Source organism: Ideonella oryzae (assembly GCF_024055665.1).
GTDB lineage: Bacteria > Pseudomonadota > Gammaproteobacteria > Burkholderiales > Burkholderiaceae_C > Ideonella > Ideonella oryzae.
On sequence record NZ_JAMXMC010000003.1, the window covers coordinates 146,276 to 161,481 of the forward strand.

Sequence of the window (15,206 nt, forward strand, 5' to 3'; positions counted from 1 at the left end):
AATTGCTCCTTGGGCGCTCAGAAGGTACGGACCTTGGGGGGCACGCTGTCAACGGTGAGCGGCTTCAGGTTCACCGGCTTGTAGGACAGGCCGTTCGAGGCGCTGTCCCACAGGGTGTGCTTGAGCCACTCCTTGTCGTTGCGGCCCAGCGGGAACTCCGCATCGTCCGCGCCCCGCTCGTAGTCGTTCACGGTGTGGGCACCACGGCATTCCTTGCGCGCCGCGGCCGACACCATCGTGGCCTGGGCGGCCTCGATCAGGTTGTCGACTTCCAGCGCTTCCATGCGGGCGGTGTTCCAGACCTTGGACTTGTCCTTCAGGGTGACGTTCTTCACGCGCTCGCGAATCTCGGCGATGCGCGTCACGCCTTCGTCCATCAGGGCCTGGGTGCGGAACACGCCGGCGTGCGACTGCATGCAGGCGCGCAGGTCGTTCGCGACGGTCTGCGCGTACTCGCCCGAGGTGCTGGACTCCAGGCGCGCCAGGCGGGCCAGGGTCTTGTCGGCCGCATCGGCCGGCAGCGGCTTGTGCGCCTTGGGCTCGTTCTTGAGCGACTCGACGATGTGGTTGCCGGCGGCACGGCCGAAGACCACCAGATCCAGCAGCGAGTTGGTGCCCAGACGGTTGGCGCCGTGCACCGACACGCAGGAGCATTCACCCACGGCATACAGGCCCGGGATGGGGCTGCGATGATCGTCGCCCTTGGGCACCGACACCTGACCGTGGATGTTGGTGGGGATGCCACCCATCTGGTAGTGGATGGTCGGCACCACGGGAATCGGTTCCTTGGTGATGTCGACGTTGGCGAAGTTGTGGCCGATCTCGAACACCGAGGGCAGACGCTTGAGGATGGTCTCGGCACCCAGGTGGGTCATGTCCAGAACCACGTAGTCCTTGTTGGGACCGCAGCCGCGACCTTCCTTGATCTCCTGGTCCATGCAGCGCGAGACGAAGTCACGCGGCGCCAGATCCTTCAGCGTCGGGGCATAGCGCTCCATGAAGCGCTCGCCATTGGCGTTGCGCAGGATGGCGCCCTCGCCGCGGCAGCCTTCGGTCAGCAGCACGCCCGCACCGGCCACGCCGGTCGGGTGGAACTGCCAGAACTCCATGTCCTGCAGCGGGATGCCCGCACGCGCCGCCATGCCCAGGCCGTCACCGGTGTTGATGAAGGCGTTGGTCGAGGCCTGGAAGATGCGGCCGGCACCACCGGTGGCCAGCAGCACGATCTTGGCTTCGAGGACGTGGATGTCGCCGGTTTCCAGTTCCAGCGCGGTCACGCCCACCACGTCGCCGTCGGCGTCGCGGATCAGGTCCAGCGCCATCCACTCCACGAAGAAGTTGGTGCGGGCGCGCACGTTCTGCTGGTACAGGGTGTGCAGCAGGGCGTGGCCGGTGCGGTCGGCTGCGGCACAGGCACGCTGCACCGGCTTCTCGCCGTAGTTGGCGGTGTGGCCACCGAACGGGCGTTGATAGATCGTGCCGTCCGCATTGCGGTCGAACGGCATGCCGAAGTGTTCCAGCTCGTAGACGACCTTCGGCGCTTCACGGCACATGAACTCGATGGCGTCCTGGTCACCCAGCCAGTCCGAGCCCTTGATCGTGTCGTAGAAATGGTAGTGCCAGTTGTCCTCGGACATGTTGCCCAGCGAGGCACCGATGCCGCCCTGCGCAGCCACGGTGTGGGAGCGGGTCGGGAACACCTTGGACAGAACCGCCACGTTCAGGCCAGCCTTGGCCAGTTGCAGCGAGGCGCGCATGCCGGAACCACCGGCACCGACGATGACGACGTCGAACTTGCGCTTGGAAATATTGTTGGTCTGTGCCATTTTGCTTACAGCCTCCAGAGCACTTGAACAGCCCAGCCGGCACAACCCACCAGCCAGACGATGGAGAAGACCTGCAGCGCCAGGCGCAGACCCACCGGCTTGATGTAATCCATCCAGATGTCGCGCACACCCACCCACGCGTGGTAGGCCAGCGCCACGATGACCGTGAAGGTCAGGAACTTCATCCACTGGGCCGCGAAGATGCCGGCCCACTTGTCGTAGCCCAGTTCACCGGGCATCAGGACCTGCACCAGCAGGACCACCGTGAACAGCGCCATCAGCACTGCCGTGACACGCTGGGCCAGCCAGTCGCGCAGACCATAGTGCGCACCGACGACGGTGCGCTTGCTTCCGTAGTTGATTGCCATTTGCTGAGAACTCCGATCAGTACAGGCCGAAGAGCTTGGCGCCGAGCAGCACGGTCAGGGCCAGGCTGATCACCAGAGTCGCAATGGCCGACGAGCGACCCTGTTCCTTGGTGACGCTGTGGGTGGCATCCATCCAGAGGTGGCGCACACCCGCAGTGAAGTGGTGCAGGTAACCCCAGATCAAACCCAGGCAGACCAGCTTCACGAACCAGCCCGGCACGAAGCCGATGCCGGCCACGAAGGCGCTGCGGAAGGATTCAAACGAGACTTCGGAGGTCACGCTGACGTCGAACAGCCACACCACGAAGGGCAGCAGCACGAACAGGATGGCGCCGCTGACGCGGTGCAGGATGGAAACGATGCCGGCTGGAGGGAGCCGGTAGTTGCGGATTTCCGTCACATGGATGTTGCGGAACTCCGGACGTTGCTTGAGCGTATCTGCCATGGCGTCTGTCCTGGTTGTGTCAGTCCTGGTTGTGGTTGTCTCTCGTCGAAACGAGAAATTCGAAGGAACGAGCGGAACGTTGAGGGGCTGTAACCTCAGCGAAACCGAATGATTTTATTGCAACGCACCAGGCTTTCAGGGGCCTTTCCGGAGGCCCGGTGAACATCACAGGTTTTCAATTGAGCTCGTTCCTGTAGTAATGAGTGCTGGTGTCGTACCAGCCCCGGCGCAATTCGACGGGCTTGTCGTGATAGGTGTGCGACAGCCGCTCCACATTGAGCAGGGGCGCGCCGACGGCCACCTGAAGGATCTCCGCGGTGCGCGCATCGGCCGCCACGGCGCGGATTTTTTCCTCGGCCCGGATCATCCGCACGCCGAATTCGGTCTCGAAGAGCCCGTACATCGGCCCTGCGTACTGGGCCAGCCGCTCGGCCGTGAGACCCTTGAAGGGCGTGGCGGGCAGCCAGATCTCGTCCAGCACCACCGCCCGTCCCATGCGCGACAGCGTGCGATGGATCTGCAGCACGCTGTCGCCCGGTTTGAGCTCCAGCGCCCGGGCCACCTCGGCTGGCGCCCGCATGCGCCGGCAGTCCATGAAGTGCCGCGCCATGCCGCTGGCGGGCCCCTTGTCCGGCGCCAGCCGCAGGAAGCGGTACTGGATGTTCTGCTCGGTATGGGTGGCCACGAAGGTGCCCCGGCCCTGACGGCGGGTCAGCAGGTTCTCCATGGCCATCTCGTCAATGGCCTTGCGCACGGTCCCTTGACTGACCCCAAACCGGACGGCGAGCTCCTGCTCGCTGGGGATCAACTCACCGGGCTTCCACTCGCCGCTGTTGAGGCTTTTGACCAGCAAGGCCTTGATCTGGCGGTAGAGCGGACTGAACGCCGGCCCCGCGGAGGCGGCGGCAGGCGCAGCGTCCATCGAATCGGGGGCGGGCAGAGCAGGCATGGGGCGGCATTGCAGCACACGCGGGGCCGGTCGTCCACCGCAATCGCAAGTTGTCTTATATAAGACATAAGATTCTTGACCGAGGGTCAACACCCCCCTAGACTCGCGAGCTACACTCATGGCCGGTGCGCGCTTGCACAGCGTGCGCGCCGCTCACAGAGTGCCGGTGGCGACACGGCCCGTCCGCGCAGTCGGAAGCCCCTGCCACGCGACCCATTCCGCTCCCCTACCCTTCCTCGGAGATTTCCACATGAGCAAGAAACCCGTGCGCGTGGCCGTGACCGGCGCCGCAGGCCAGATCGGCTACGCCCTGCTGTTCCGCATCGCTTCTGGCGAGATGCTGGGCAAGGACCAGCCCGTGATCCTGCAACTGCTGGAGATCCCGGACGAAAAGGCCCAGAACGCGCTCAAGGGCGTGATCATGGAACTGGAAGACTGCGCCTTCCCGCTGCTGGCCGGCATCGAAGCCCACAGCGATCCGATGACCGCCTTCAAGGACACCGACTACGCCCTGCTGGTCGGTGCCCGTCCCCGCGGCCCCGGCATGGAGCGCGCCGATCTGCTGGCCGCCAACGCCCAGATCTTCACCGCCCAGGGCAAGGCCCTGAACGCCGTGGCTTCGCGCAACGTCAAGGTGCTGGTCGTCGGCAACCCCGCCAACACCAACGCCTACATCGCCATGAAGTCGGCTCCGGACCTGAAGCCGGGCAACTTCACCGCCATGCTGCGTCTGGACCACAACCGCGCCGCCTCGCAGATCGCCACCAAGATCGGCTGCGCCGTCGGTGACATCGAGAAGCTGGCCGTCTGGGGCAACCACTCGCCCACCATGTACGCTGACTACCGCTTCGCCACCGTGAACGGCAAGTCGGTCAAGGATGCCATCAACGACCAGGTCTGGAACAAGGACGTGTTCCTGCCGACCGTGGGCAAGCGCGGCGCCGCCATCATCGCCGCCCGCGGCCTGTCGTCGGCCGCTTCGGCCGCCAACGCCGCCATCGACCACATGCACGACTGGGCCCTGGGCACCAAGGGCAAGTGGGTCACGATGGGCATCCCCTCGCAAGGCTGGTACGGCATCCCCAAGGATGTGATGTTCGGCTTCCCGGTGACCTGCGAAAACGGCGAGTACAAGGTCGTTGAAGGCCTGGAGATCGACGCTTTCTCGCAAGAGTGCATCAACAAGACCCTGGCCGAGCTGGAAGGCGAAAAGGACGGCGTCAAGCACCTGCTGTGATGCCCGAGCCCTTCTCCTGAAGGGCACGCTAAGCTGCGAAGCCGGTCGGCGCCCACGCGCCACCGGCTTTTTTCATGCCCACCCGAGTTTGAGAGTTTGCCCGCCATGACCGACGCCTCGCTCCGCCATCCCCGTGACGTGCTCTTCGAGGAAGGCGATGCCGTGCCCGACCTGCCTGTCTGCGATCACTACTGCGGCGTCGAAGCCCGCATGCGCAAGAGCCTGGACCTGCAGGCCGAGCTCGGCCCGGTCTTCGACGTCACCCTGGACGGCGAAGACGGCGCCCCCGTGGGGGGGGAAGTCGAGCACGCCCACCTGATCGCGGAGCTGGCCACCTCGGCACAGAACCGGTTTGGCCGGGTCGGCGCGCGGGTGGTGCCGGTGGACCACCCCGCCTTCGTGCCGATGCTGGAGGCGCTGCTGCCCCGCGCTGGCGAGCGCCTGGCGTACCTGATGATCCCCAAGCCGCGGCACCTGGCCGACCTCCAGCAGGCCGTGACCACCATCGACGCGCTGTCAGCCCAGGCGAATCTCACCCGCGCCCTGCCCCTGCACGCGTTGGTCGAAACCCATGGCGCCTTGCGCGACGCGTTCGCCATGGCGGCCCACCCGCGCATCGAGTCCCTGTCCTTCGGGCTGATGGACTTCGTCTCGGCCCACCGGGGCGCCATTCCGCAATCGGCCATGGGCGTCGAAGGCCAGTTCCAGCATCCCCTGGTGCTGCGCGCCAAGCTGGAGATCACCGCGGCCTGCCACGCCGCCGGCAAGGTGCCCTCGCACTGCGTGGTGACCGAATTCAAGGACAGCGACGCCCTGCAGCAAGCGGCCGAGAAGGCCTGCCGACAACTGGGCTACACGCGGATGTGGAGCATCCACCCTGACCAGATCCGGCCCATCGTCGACGCCTTCTCCCCCACGACCGCCGAGATCGACCAGGCCGCGGAAATTCTGCTGGCAGCGCAGGCCGCGGACTGGGCACCGATCCGCCACCGGCACCTGGGCCGGGACCAGTTGCACGACCGCGCCAGCTACCGCTACTTCTGGCAAGTGCTGCAACGCGCCCACCGCACATCCTTCAGCGAGGGACCCCAGTTGCCGGCCGAGGTCAGGGCGCGCTTTTTCGCCGAGACAGCCGGCGCATGAAACCAAAGGTCACGAAAAATCAGGCTTTAAGGCGCACAATCTCATCTGTTTTCTACCCACCCGTTTCCCGAGGAGTGATACGCATGATCCGTGCGTTCCTGACCGTTGCATTGTCGCTGGGCCTGCTGGGCGCCCAGGCGGCTCACGCCGTCCAGCCCGCCAAGGCCAAGACCAGCAAGAGCGCCAAGAAGGCTGCCGCGCCGGTGCCCGAACCCGAGTTGGCGCTGCCTGACGCCGACGGTCCCCAAAACGCCGCTGCGGCGCTGGTCGGCTTCGGCCACTACGACTGCGAATTCAGCCAGACGGTCAACGTGGCGATGAATCCCAAGCACGAAGGCTACGTGGACGTGACGTTCGGCAAGAACGTCTACACGATGAAGCCGGTGCTGTCCTCCACCGGCGCCGTGCGCCTGGAAGATGTGCGCGGCAAGACCCTGATGCTGCAGATCGCCTACAAGTCCATGCTGATGGACACCCAGGTGGGCCGCCGCCTGGTGGACGAATGCGTCAGCGAGAAGCAGTTGGCCGCCAAGAAGGCCGCCGAGGGCGCGCCCCAGCAGGCCCTGCTGGTCGACCCGAACGCCAGCAAGACCGAAGCCAAGCAATAAGGCCTCGCGCTGGCACGAAACGGACCCTCGGGTCCGTTTTTTTTCGCCGCCACCCCACCAAAACCGTGCCCCTTCCCGCTGTGCATGCAATCCGAAGTATGTAGAATTCATGCATACCGAATCTTTCGGATCACCCCGGAGACGCCGATGGAAGCCACAGTTGCCGAGCGTGGGCAGATCACCCTGCCCAAGGCCGTGCGCGATGCCCTGGGCCTGACCAAGGGCACCGTGCTCAAGGTGGAGCTCGATGGTGCGCGCATCGTGCTGCGCAAGGATGTCTCCGACGCCATCTCCAAGGCCCGCGGTCGCTTCAAGCTTGATGGCTTTGCCGACACCGACGACGCGATGCGCAGCATCCGTGGCCGGGCGCCCGGCGACCCCCTGGACGTCTGATCCCCCATGATCGCCATCGACTCCTCCGTGCTGATCGACCTGCTGGCCGATGGCCCCGCGGCCGATGCGGCCGAGGCCTGCTTGCGCCAGTCGCTCAGCGTCGGGCCGGTGGTGGTCTGCGACGTGGCCCTGACCGAGGTCTGCACGGCCCTGCGCAACGGCACCGAGGTGCTGGAGGTGCTGGAGGAGATGGGCGTGCGCTTCTCGGCCACCGAAGCCAAATCGGCCATCCGGGCTGGCGAGATGCAGCGGCGTTACCGCCAGCGGGGCGGCCGCCGGGAGCGCACCCTGCCCGACTTTCTCGTGGGCGCGCACGCGCTGCTGCAGTGCGACGCCCTGATCACCCGCGACGACACCTTCTTTCGCGATTACTTCAAGGGGCTCAAGGTCATCGTGCCGCACGCGGCCTGACGCCCCCGTTTCCGTTTCACCCCTGGAGAGCACACCATGCTGCAAGCCTATCGCCAACATGCCGCCGAACGCGCCGCGCTCGGCATCCCGCCGCTGGCCCTCGACGCCAAGCAAGTGGCCGAGCTGATCGAGCTGATCAAGAACCCGCCGGCCGGCGAAGAGGCCTTCCTGCTGGACCTGCTGACCCACCGCGTGCCCCCGGGCGTGGACGATGCCGCCAAGGTCAAGGCCAGCTTCCTGGCCGCCGTCGCTCACGGTGAGGTGAAGGTCGCCCTGATCTCCAAGGCCAAAGCCACCGAGCTGCTGGGCACCATGGTGGGTGGCTACAACGTGCATCCGCTGATCGAACTGCTGGACGACGCCGAAGTGGCAGACGTCGCTGCCGCCGGTCTGAAGAAGACCCTGCTGATGTTCGACTACTTCAACGACGTGGCAGCCAAGGCCAAGGCCGGCAACGCCAAGGCCCAGGAAGTGCTGAAGAGCTGGGCCGATGCCGAGTGGTTCACCAGCCGCCCCGAAGTCGAGAAGAAGATCACCATCACCGTCTTCAAGGTGCCCGGCGAGACGAACACCGACGACCTGTCGCCCGCCCCGGACGCCTGGAGCCGCCCGGACATCCCGCTGCACTACCTGGCGATGCTGAAGAACACCCGTCCCGACGCGGCCTTCAAGCCCGAGGAAGACGGCAAGCGCGGCCCGATGCAGTTCATCGAGGACCTGAAGAAGAAGGGCCACCTGGTGGCCTATGTGGGCGACGTGGTGGGCACTGGCTCCAGCCGCAAGTCCGCCACGAACTCGGTGATCTGGGCCACCGGCCAGGACATCCCCTTCGTGCCCAACAAGCGCTTTGGTGGCGTCACCCTGGGCGGCAAGATCGCCCCGATCTTCTTCAACACCCAGGAAGACTCCGGCTCGCTGCCGATCGAGGTCGACGTTTCCAAGCTGGAAATGGGCGATGTGGTCGATGTGCTGCCCTATGACGGCAAGATCGCGAAGAACGGCGAGACCGTCGCCGAGTTCAAGCTCAAGAGCGATGTGCTGTTCGACGAAGTGCGCGCCGGCGGCCGGATCAACCTGATCATCGGTCGCTCGCTGACCGCCAAGGCCCGCGAGGCCCTGGGCCTGCCCGCCTCCACCACCTTCCGCCTGCCCGTGGCCCCCAAGGACAGCGGCAAGGGCTTCACGTTGGCCCAGAAGATGGTCGGCCGCGCCTGCGGCCTGCCGGAAGGCCTGGGCATCCGTCCGGGCACCTACTGCGAGCCCAAGATGACCACCGTCGGCAGCCAGGACACCACCGGCCCGATGACCCGCGACGAGCTGAAGGACCTGGCCTGCCTGGGCTTCTCGGCCGACTTGGTGATGCAGTCCTTCTGCCACACCGCGGCCTATCCGAAGCCGGTGGACGCCAAGATGCACCGCGAGCTGCCGCCCTTCATCAGCAGCCGCGGCGGCGTGGCCCTGCGCCCGGGCGACGGCGTGATCCACAGCTGGCTCAACCGCCTGCTGCTGCCCGATACCGTCGGCACCGGCGGCGACAGCCACACCCGCTTCCCGATCGGCATCTCCTTCCCGGCGGGCTCCGGCCTGGTGGCCTTCGGCGCCGCCACCGGCGTGATGCCGCTGGACATGCCCGAATCGGTGCTGGTGCGCTTCAAGGGCAGCATGCAGCCGGGCGTCACTCTGCGTGACCTGGTGCATGCCATCCCGCTGTACGCCATCAAGGCCGGTCTGCTGACCGTGGCCAAGGCCGGCAAGAAAAACATCTTCTCGGGCCGCATCCTGGAAATCGAAGGTCTGCCCGACCTGAAGGTGGAACAGGCGTTCGAGCTGTCCGACGCCTCGGCCGAGCGCTCGGCCGCCGGCTGCACGATCAAGCTCAACCCCGAGCCAATCAAGGAGTACCTGCGCTCCAACATCGTGCTGATGAAGAACATGATCGCCGACGGCTACCAGGACGCGAAGACCCTGCAGCGCCGCATCGAGAAGGTGGAAGCCTGGCTGGCCAAGCCCGATCTGCTGGAAGCCGACAAGGACGCCGAGTACGCCGCCGTGATCGAGATCGATCTGGCCGACATCAAGGAGCCCATCGTCTGCTGCCCGAACGACCCGGACGACGCCAAGACCCTGTCCGAGGTGGCCGGCACCAAGATCGACGAGGCCTTCATCGGCTCGTGCATGACCAACATCGGCCACTTCCGCGCGGCGGCCACCGTGCTGGGCGGCGCCCGTGACATCCCGGTCAAGCTGTGGGTGGCCCCGCCGACCAAGATGGACGCCTCCGAGCTGATGAAGGAAGGCCAGTACGCCGCCTTCGGCGCGGCCGGTGCCCGCACCGAGATGCCCGGCTGCTCGCTGTGCATGGGCAACCAGGCCCAGGTGCGCGAAGGCGCCACGGTGATCTCCACCTCGACCCGCAACTTCCCCAACCGCCTGGGCAAGAACACCAACGTGTTCCTGGGCTCGGCCGAGCTGGCGGCCGTGGCCTCCAAGCTGGGCAAGCTGCCGACCAAGGAAGAGTACTTGGCCGCCACCGGTGTCATCACCGCCAAGGCCGACCAGATCTACAAGTACATGAACTTCGACCAGATCGAGGAATACGCCGAAGTCGCCAAGAGCGTCTGACGTCGGCGCCTCGTGCGTCGTCCCCGAGAAGCCCGCCCTGTGCGGGCTTTTTTCATGGGCTGGCGCGTTGGTGGGCCCTAGAAGCACTCACGCTCGAGCCGATCCAGGTCGTCCAGGGCCGGGGTATCGGCGTGACGTTCGAACAGCTCCCGGATCGGATTGACCAGGCTGTGAAGCAGCAGCAGGTCGTCGCGCTGGGCGCCCTGCGTGCTGGCCCGCTGGCGATCGATGTAATCGATCAGCCGAGCGGCCTGCGCATCGCTGCCGGTCCGGCGACGGTCCAGGTGGGCCAGCACCCGGGCCACGTTGCCGTCGTAATCGATGCCCTTGAAGCTGATGTAGCGGTCGGCGACCGCAGGGTGGGCGGTGGACATGGGAGCAAGCCTCCTTCTTGAGGGTCAGGACAGAAGGCTGGCAGCGTAGGCGGCCGGAGCGGTCGGTGTCCGTCAACTGGACGACGCTTTGGCCGCGGTGTGACATTCCAGCAGGGCCAGATCGGGAATGTTCAGCCACTGCCGCCCCTCCCGCCGGACCAAGCCCTGGCGCTCCAGGGCAGAGAAGGCGGCCGACACGCTCTGCCGACTGGTTCCCAGCGCCCCGGCGAGGTCGGTCAGGGTGAAGGGCAAAGGGCAGCGCCATGCCCCCGAGGCCTGGTGCAGCCCCTGGCGCCGCACCAGCGCCAGCAGCAGACGGGCCAGCCGCGCATGGACGTCCCGGAACACCAGATCCTCCAGGCGTTCCACCGTGTGGGCCAGCAGACGTCCCAGCACCCGCATGATGGAGATCACCGCCGGCGTGCCACCGGCCTCCAGGGCCTGGGCGAAATGCCGCGTGGGCATGGCCAGCAGCTCCACCGCCCCTGCCGCGGTCAACGTGGCACCGGTGTGGGTGGAGAAGACGTCACCGGGCTCCAGGAACATCAGGGTCAGTTCACGCCGTCCGTCGCTGGTGTGCACCCGCACCCTCCCCCGACGCAGGACCAGCACCTCGTCGCGGGTCGTGCCAGGGCCGCACAAGGCCTCTCCACGGCGGCACCGTCGGGACATGAAACCAGCACGCAGCGCCATGCCTTCCGGACTCTCCAGAAAGCGCAGGAAGTCGTGGGGGCTGGCGGCCGGCTGCATCGGGGCATCTCCTGTCGGGGTTCGCACCCGCATGCGAAGCGCGTGCCAGCACACGCGCGCCCCTCACGGCACGGGCTTCAACCCGCCAGTGGCTGCAGCATGCTCAGTCGATTCCCTTCGGGATCGACGAACACGACATAGTCACCCACACCCGGAATGGCCATGGGCTCGCCCAGCACCTCCCCGCCGGCCGAGGTGACGCGGGCCATGGCCTCTCGCACGTCAGGCACACCCAGCACCACCGAGGGTTGCTGCAGCGGCGACTCCGGCACCACGGGGTACAAGCCGCCGTTGATCGATCCACGCAGGGCATCCGGCGCGTTGCTGTCGCAGGTGGACGTCGTGGCGAGGATGTAATTCCCCATCTCGGGGCCCATGGGCTGCAACTGCCAACCGAACACCGTTTGATAGAAGGTCGAGACACGGGTCGCGTCCCGGTAGGGCAACTCGAAATGGACGACAGGACAGGCGGGAATGGGCATGGTGGATCCTCCTGAGTGGTGTGCCGTTGACCGCGCCACAGACGGTCCGGTCAACGGCCCTCACAATGCCCGCCAGACGCCCATCGATGGCCAGGGCAAACCCGGAGAGCCCCCCCCGAAAGCAAGGGACGCGGATCCCAGACCACGGCCGCTGTGCCGTGGTCCGCGCCTCAGAGCAGCCGTGCGAGCAGCGCGCCCTCCACCGGCCCGCCCAGCGGCACGAAGACCCGCAGCGGGTTGCCCTGCGCCACCTGGATCGCCTCGCCTTCGGCGTTCTGCATCGCTTCCAAGGCAAGAACGCGATTGCCTGCCGGGTGGATCACCTCGATGCGGTCGCCCACCGCGAAGCGATTCTTGGTTTCCACCTCGGCCCAGCCATCGGCGCGCACGCCCAGCACCTCGCCGACGAAATGGCTGCGGTGCAGCTCACTGTGGCCGCTGATGTAGTTCTGGTAGTCCTGCGCCGGACGGCGCTCCAGCAGGCCACCGGTGTAGCCGCGGTTGGCCAGGCCCTCCAGCTCCAGCAGCAGTTCCGGGTTGAAGGGTCGACCAGCCATCGCATCGTCGATGGCGCGGCGGTACACCTGGGCCGTGCGGGCCACGTAGTACAGGCTCTTGGTGCGGCCCTCGATCTTCAGCGAATCCACGCCGATCTGGCACAGGCGGGCGACATGCTCCACCGCCCGCAGGTCCTTGCTGTTCAGGATGTAGGTGCCGTGCTCGTCTTCCATGATGGGCATCAGCTCGCCCGGACGGCCCTTCTCCTCAAGGAAGTAGACCCGGTCCGCGGCCGGGTGGCGGGCCCCGCTTCCGCAGGTCGAAAAGCCTGCCTCCTCCTCGGCCTGGGCCTCGGCGAAGTCAAAATCGCACTCCAGCGTGCCGACCGGCACCGCCTCGCCGCTGGGCGAATGCTCGCTGGCCGCCTGAGTGCCATATTCCCAGCGGCAGGCGTTGGTGCAGGTGCCCTGGTTGGGGTCGCGCCGATTAAAGTAGCCCGAAAGCAGGCAGCGACCGGAGTAGGCGATGCACAGCGCGCCGTGCACGAAAACCTCCAGCTCCATGTCCGGGCATTCGTTGCGGATGCCCTCCACCTCGTCCAGGCTCAGCTCGCGCGACAGGATGATGCGGCTCACGCCCATCTTCTGCCAGAACTTCACCGTGGCCCAGTTGGTGGTGTTGGCCTGCACCGAGAGGTGGATAGGCACCTCGGGCCACTTCTCGTGCACCTGCATGATCAGGCCCGGATCGGCCATGATCAGCGCATCGGGCCTGAGCGCGATCACCGGTTCAATGTCGCGCAGGTAGGTGCGCACCTTGTCGTTGTGCGCAATCAGGTTGCTGGTGACGAAGAATTTCTTGCCGCGCGCGTGGGCCTCGGCAATGCCCTGGGCGATCTGCTCCAGGCGGAATTCATTGTTGCGGGCGCGCAGGGAGTAGCGCGGCTGGCCGGCATAAACGGCATCGGCGCCAAAGTCATAGGCGGCGCGCATCTTGGCCAGCGAGCCGGCCGGCAGCAGGAGTTCGGGGGTGATGTTCTTCACCCCACGATTGTCCCCTGCCGGCCTTGCCCCGCCAAACCGACGGGGGTTTGAGCGGGTGAGCGGCGGGGCCTTCCGAGGCTCAGCCGCCCGAACGGATCACCTTCTCGTCAATCTCGCGGTAGTTGCGGCCGCCGCACTGCTTCTTCCAGGCGTCCAGGTCCATGTCGTACTCCGCAGCCGTGGTGTCCATCGTGCGGTTGCGGGCGTTCCAGTCATCGGCACGGGCCTGGAAGGCAGTGTTCTTGGTGTCGAATGCCGCCTTGTCAGCGGCGATCTGGTCGTTGAGCGTCTTGTTCTGGGCGTTCAGATCGTCCGAGGCCTGCTGGATGGCCTTGCCCTCGCGTTCGAGCTTCTGGCGCTGGCGGTCCACGTTGTCGCCCTTGGCCGCGGCCTTGTTCATGGCGTCCATTTTGGCGTTGAACTCTTCCACCGTCTTGGACTGCTCGGCCACCTTCGCATTGAAGTCGCTAGCGACCTTCTCGATCCGGGCGGCCAGCGCGGCATGCTCGGCCGCGATGGCGTCCTTGTCGGCTTCCAATTGCTTGCGTTCCACATCCAGCTGGGTGCGCTTGGTCTTGCCGTCCTCCGCCCGGGCCTTGAGGGCGTCCTGCTGCTTCAGGCAGGCGCGCAACTCCTCGCGGCTCATGATGGGCGCCTTGGTGCTGGCGTTGCCCAGGGTGTTGATCTTGCCGTTGTCGGCGGCCAGAGCCGAGCCGGCGCACAGAGCCAGCAGCAGGCCCGGCAGCAGCGCAATGGTGGATGAACGTTGCATGGTTGTCCTCGAGGATCGTGGCCGGCGATGACCGGCCGCCTGGCGCCGGGTCGGCGCCGCCAAGGTGGCGATGATGCCACCACCGCCAGCCGGCCCTGAGGAGGACGGCCGGCGGGAATTCACTGCTTGCGCACGATGACGCTGCCCACCGAGTAACCCGCCCCGAACGAGCAGATCACCCCGAGCTCGCCAGGCTGCACACCATCGCGATGCCGGTGGAAGGCAATGATGGAGCCGGCCGAAGCGGTGTTGGCGAACTCGTCCAGGATCAGCGGCGCCAGATCCGGCCCCACGTCCTGGCCCACCAGCTTCCGGATGATCAGCTGGTTCATGCCCAGGTTGGCCTGGTGCAGCCAGTAGCGGCGCACCTGGGCGGGCGCCACGCCATGGCTCTGCAGATGGGCCTCGATGTGGGCGGAGGCGATGGGCACCACCTCCTTGAAGACCTTGCGACCCTCCTGGCGGAAGGTCTTGTCGCGGGCGGTGGGGTCGCTGTCCTCGCTGCGGTTGAGGAAACCGGCGTTGTTGCGGATGTTGTTCGAGAACTGGGTGGCCAGACGGGTGCCCAGCACCTCCCAGCGTTCGGCGGCCACCGCCGTCTCGTCGGCCTCGACGAGCACGGCCGTACAGACGTCGCCGAAGATGAAGTGGCAGTCGCGGTCCTTCCACTCCAGGTGGCCCGAGGTGATCTCGGGGTTGACGACCAGCACGCAGCGCGAAGCGCCGCTGCGCACCGCATTGACCGCCTGCTCAATCGCGAAGGTGGCCGAGGAGCAGGCCACGTTCATGTCGAAGCCGTAGCCGCCCGCGCCCAGGGCCTGCTGGATCTCGATGGCCATGGCCGGGTAGGCGCGCTGCATGTTGGACGCTGCGCAGATCACCGCATCCACTTCGGCCGCCTGTCTGCCGGCGGCGGCCAGAGCCTGGCGCGCGGCATCCACGGCGATCTCGGCCATCAGCGAGAGCTGGTCATCGGGCCGTTCCGTCAGCTTCGGGCGCATGCGCGCCGGGTCCAGCACACCGCTCTTCTCCATCACATAACGGCGCTGGATGCCGGAGGCCTTCTCGATGAAGGCCTCGCTGGACGGGGCCAGGGCCGTGACCGTGCCGGCCTCGATGGCCGCTGCATGCTCGACGTTGAATCGCTCGACGTAGGCGTTGAAGGACGCCACCAGTTCGGCGTTGGTGATCACATGGGGCGGAACGTAAAGACCGGTTCCGGTGATGACGGCACGGGGCATGGGCAATCTGGGTGGGGCACGAAAGGCCGGCAGTGTAGCCGGGC

General features: G+C 66.5%; 16 protein-coding genes. 6 read left to right on the forward strand and 10 right to left on the reverse strand.

Going from position 1 to position 15,206, the window contains the following annotated elements; all coding sequences use genetic code 11:
* Positions 1–17: 17 nt before the first annotated feature.
* The 4 genes from sdhA to M0L44_RS05755 all read right to left on the reverse strand — a co-directional run bounded on the left by sdhA (position 18) and on the right by M0L44_RS05755 (position 3,588).
* Positions 18–1,826, reverse strand: a complete 1,809-nt coding sequence (gene sdhA / locus M0L44_RS05740) for a succinate dehydrogenase flavoprotein subunit (protein ID WP_252768698.1) — start codon at positions 1,824–1,826, stop codon at positions 18–20.
* Positions 1,827–1,831: 5 nt separating this feature from the next.
* Complete coding sequence (gene sdhD / locus M0L44_RS05745) at positions 1,832–2,194, reverse strand: succinate dehydrogenase, hydrophobic membrane anchor protein (protein WP_252768699.1); 363 nt, start codon at positions 2,192–2,194, stop codon at positions 1,832–1,834.
* A gap of 16 nt (positions 2,195–2,210) precedes the next feature.
* On the reverse strand, positions 2,211–2,639 hold the full coding sequence (gene sdhC, locus M0L44_RS05750; protein WP_252768700.1) for a succinate dehydrogenase, cytochrome b556 subunit: 429 nt from the start codon (positions 2,637–2,639) through the stop codon (positions 2,211–2,213).
* A 175-nt stretch (positions 2,640–2,814) separates the two neighbouring features.
* The gene (locus M0L44_RS05755; RefSeq protein WP_252768701.1) at positions 2,815–3,588 is read right to left on the reverse strand and encodes a GntR family transcriptional regulator; all 774 of its coding nucleotides are present in this window, start codon (positions 3,586–3,588) and stop codon (positions 2,815–2,817) included.
* A 250-nt stretch (positions 3,589–3,838) separates the two neighbouring features.
* Here M0L44_RS05755 and M0L44_RS05760 point away from each other — a divergent pair, with 250 nt between their 5' ends.
* The 6 genes from M0L44_RS05760 (at position 3,839) to acnB (ending at position 10,002) form a co-directional block, all read left to right on the forward strand.
* Positions 3,839–4,825: a malate dehydrogenase gene (locus M0L44_RS05760; protein WP_252768702.1), complete on the forward strand. Its 987-nt coding sequence runs from the start codon at positions 3,839–3,841 to the stop codon at positions 4,823–4,825.
* Between the two features lie 105 nt (positions 4,826–4,930).
* The gene (locus tag M0L44_RS05765) at positions 4,931–5,968 is read left to right on the forward strand and encodes an HpcH/HpaI aldolase/citrate lyase family protein (protein ID WP_252768703.1); all 1,038 of its coding nucleotides are present in this window, start codon (positions 4,931–4,933) and stop codon (positions 5,966–5,968) included.
* 83 nt (positions 5,969–6,051) lie between these two features.
* Positions 6,052–6,576 carry a hypothetical protein gene (locus M0L44_RS05770; protein WP_252768704.1) on the forward strand — a complete coding sequence of 175 codons (525 nt, stop codon included), beginning with the start codon at positions 6,052–6,054 and terminating at the stop codon, positions 6,574–6,576.
* A gap of 147 nt (positions 6,577–6,723) precedes the next feature.
* Positions 6,724–6,969 (forward strand): AbrB/MazE/SpoVT family DNA-binding domain-containing protein, encoded by a 246-nt coding sequence (locus tag M0L44_RS05775; RefSeq protein ID WP_022981638.1) that lies wholly within the window; start codon positions 6,724–6,726, stop codon positions 6,967–6,969.
* A gap of 6 nt (positions 6,970–6,975) precedes the next feature.
* Positions 6,976–7,380, forward strand: coding sequence for a type II toxin-antitoxin system VapC family toxin (locus tag M0L44_RS05780; protein ID WP_252768705.1), 405 nt, complete (start codon positions 6,976–6,978; stop codon positions 7,378–7,380).
* Between the two features lie 36 nt (positions 7,381–7,416).
* A complete protein-coding gene (gene acnB / locus M0L44_RS05785) occupies positions 7,417–10,002 on the forward strand; it encodes a bifunctional aconitate hydratase 2/2-methylisocitrate dehydratase (protein ID WP_252768706.1) in 2,586 nt (861 codons plus the stop codon).
* Positions 10,003–10,079: 77 nt separating this feature from the next.
* Here acnB and cowN read toward each other — a convergent pair whose 3' ends face one another.
* The 6 genes from cowN to M0L44_RS05815 form a co-directional block, all read right to left on the reverse strand.
* Positions 10,080–10,376: a N(2)-fixation sustaining protein CowN gene (gene cowN / locus M0L44_RS05790; protein ID WP_252768707.1), complete on the reverse strand. Its 297-nt coding sequence runs from the start codon at positions 10,374–10,376 to the stop codon at positions 10,080–10,082.
* 72 nt (positions 10,377–10,448) lie between these two features.
* Entirely contained in the window at positions 10,449–11,126 is a 678-nt protein-coding gene (locus tag M0L44_RS05795; RefSeq protein WP_252768708.1) for a Crp/Fnr family transcriptional regulator, read from the reverse strand.
* Positions 11,127–11,203: 77 nt separating this feature from the next.
* Positions 11,204–11,608 carry a VOC family protein gene (locus tag M0L44_RS05800; protein ID WP_252768709.1) on the reverse strand — a complete coding sequence of 135 codons (405 nt, stop codon included), beginning with the start codon at positions 11,606–11,608 and terminating at the stop codon, positions 11,204–11,206.
* A gap of 170 nt (positions 11,609–11,778) precedes the next feature.
* A complete protein-coding gene (trhP, locus tag M0L44_RS05805; protein ID WP_252768908.1) occupies positions 11,779–13,098 on the reverse strand; it encodes a prephenate-dependent tRNA uridine(34) hydroxylase TrhP in 1,320 nt (439 codons plus the stop codon).
* A gap of 130 nt (positions 13,099–13,228) precedes the next feature.
* Positions 13,229–13,921 (reverse strand): hypothetical protein, encoded by a 693-nt coding sequence (locus tag M0L44_RS05810; protein ID WP_252768710.1) that lies wholly within the window; start codon positions 13,919–13,921, stop codon positions 13,229–13,231.
* Positions 13,922–14,040: 119 nt separating this feature from the next.
* Positions 14,041–15,162, reverse strand: coding sequence for a beta-ketoacyl-ACP synthase III (locus tag M0L44_RS05815; RefSeq protein WP_252768711.1), 1,122 nt, complete (start codon positions 15,160–15,162; stop codon positions 14,041–14,043).
* Between the last annotated feature and the right edge of the window lie 44 nt (positions 15,163–15,206).

Excerpts from the sequence above, each read along its gene's own strand:
- sdhA (WP_252768698.1), bottom strand. The coding sequence starts at position 1,826 with ATGGCACAGACCAACAATATTTCCAAGCGCAAGTTCGACGTCGTCATC.
- sdhD (WP_252768699.1), bottom strand. The coding sequence starts at position 2,194 with ATGGCAATCAACTACGGAAGCAAGCGCACCGTCGTCGGTGCGCACTAT.
- sdhC (WP_252768700.1), bottom strand. The coding sequence starts at position 2,639 with ATGGCAGATACGCTCAAGCAACGTCCGGAGTTCCGCAACATCCATGTG.
- M0L44_RS05755 (WP_252768701.1), bottom strand. The coding sequence starts at position 3,588 with ATGCCTGCTCTGCCCGCCCCCGATTCGATGGACGCTGCGCCTGCCGCC.
- M0L44_RS05760 (WP_252768702.1), top strand. The coding sequence starts at position 3,839 with ATGAGCAAGAAACCCGTGCGCGTGGCCGTGACCGGCGCCGCAGGCCAG.
- M0L44_RS05765 (WP_252768703.1), top strand. The coding sequence starts at position 4,931 with ATGACCGACGCCTCGCTCCGCCATCCCCGTGACGTGCTCTTCGAGGAA.
- M0L44_RS05770 (WP_252768704.1), top strand. The coding sequence starts at position 6,052 with ATGATCCGTGCGTTCCTGACCGTTGCATTGTCGCTGGGCCTGCTGGGC.
- M0L44_RS05775 (WP_022981638.1), top strand. The coding sequence starts at position 6,724 with ATGGAAGCCACAGTTGCCGAGCGTGGGCAGATCACCCTGCCCAAGGCC.
- M0L44_RS05780 (WP_252768705.1), top strand. The coding sequence starts at position 6,976 with ATGATCGCCATCGACTCCTCCGTGCTGATCGACCTGCTGGCCGATGGC.
- acnB (WP_252768706.1), top strand. The coding sequence starts at position 7,417 with ATGCTGCAAGCCTATCGCCAACATGCCGCCGAACGCGCCGCGCTCGGC.
- cowN (WP_252768707.1), bottom strand. The coding sequence starts at position 10,376 with ATGTCCACCGCCCACCCTGCGGTCGCCGACCGCTACATCAGCTTCAAG.
- M0L44_RS05795 (WP_252768708.1), bottom strand. The coding sequence starts at position 11,126 with ATGCAGCCGGCCGCCAGCCCCCACGACTTCCTGCGCTTTCTGGAGAGT.
- M0L44_RS05800 (WP_252768709.1), bottom strand. The coding sequence starts at position 11,608 with ATGCCCATTCCCGCCTGTCCTGTCGTCCATTTCGAGTTGCCCTACCGG.
- trhP (WP_252768908.1), bottom strand. The coding sequence starts at position 13,098 with ATGCGCGCCGCCTATGACTTTGGCGCCGATGCCGTTTATGCCGGCCAG.
- M0L44_RS05810 (WP_252768710.1), bottom strand. The coding sequence starts at position 13,921 with ATGCAACGTTCATCCACCATTGCGCTGCTGCCGGGCCTGCTGCTGGCT.
- M0L44_RS05815 (WP_252768711.1), bottom strand. The coding sequence starts at position 15,162 with ATGCCCCGTGCCGTCATCACCGGAACCGGTCTTTACGTTCCGCCCCAT.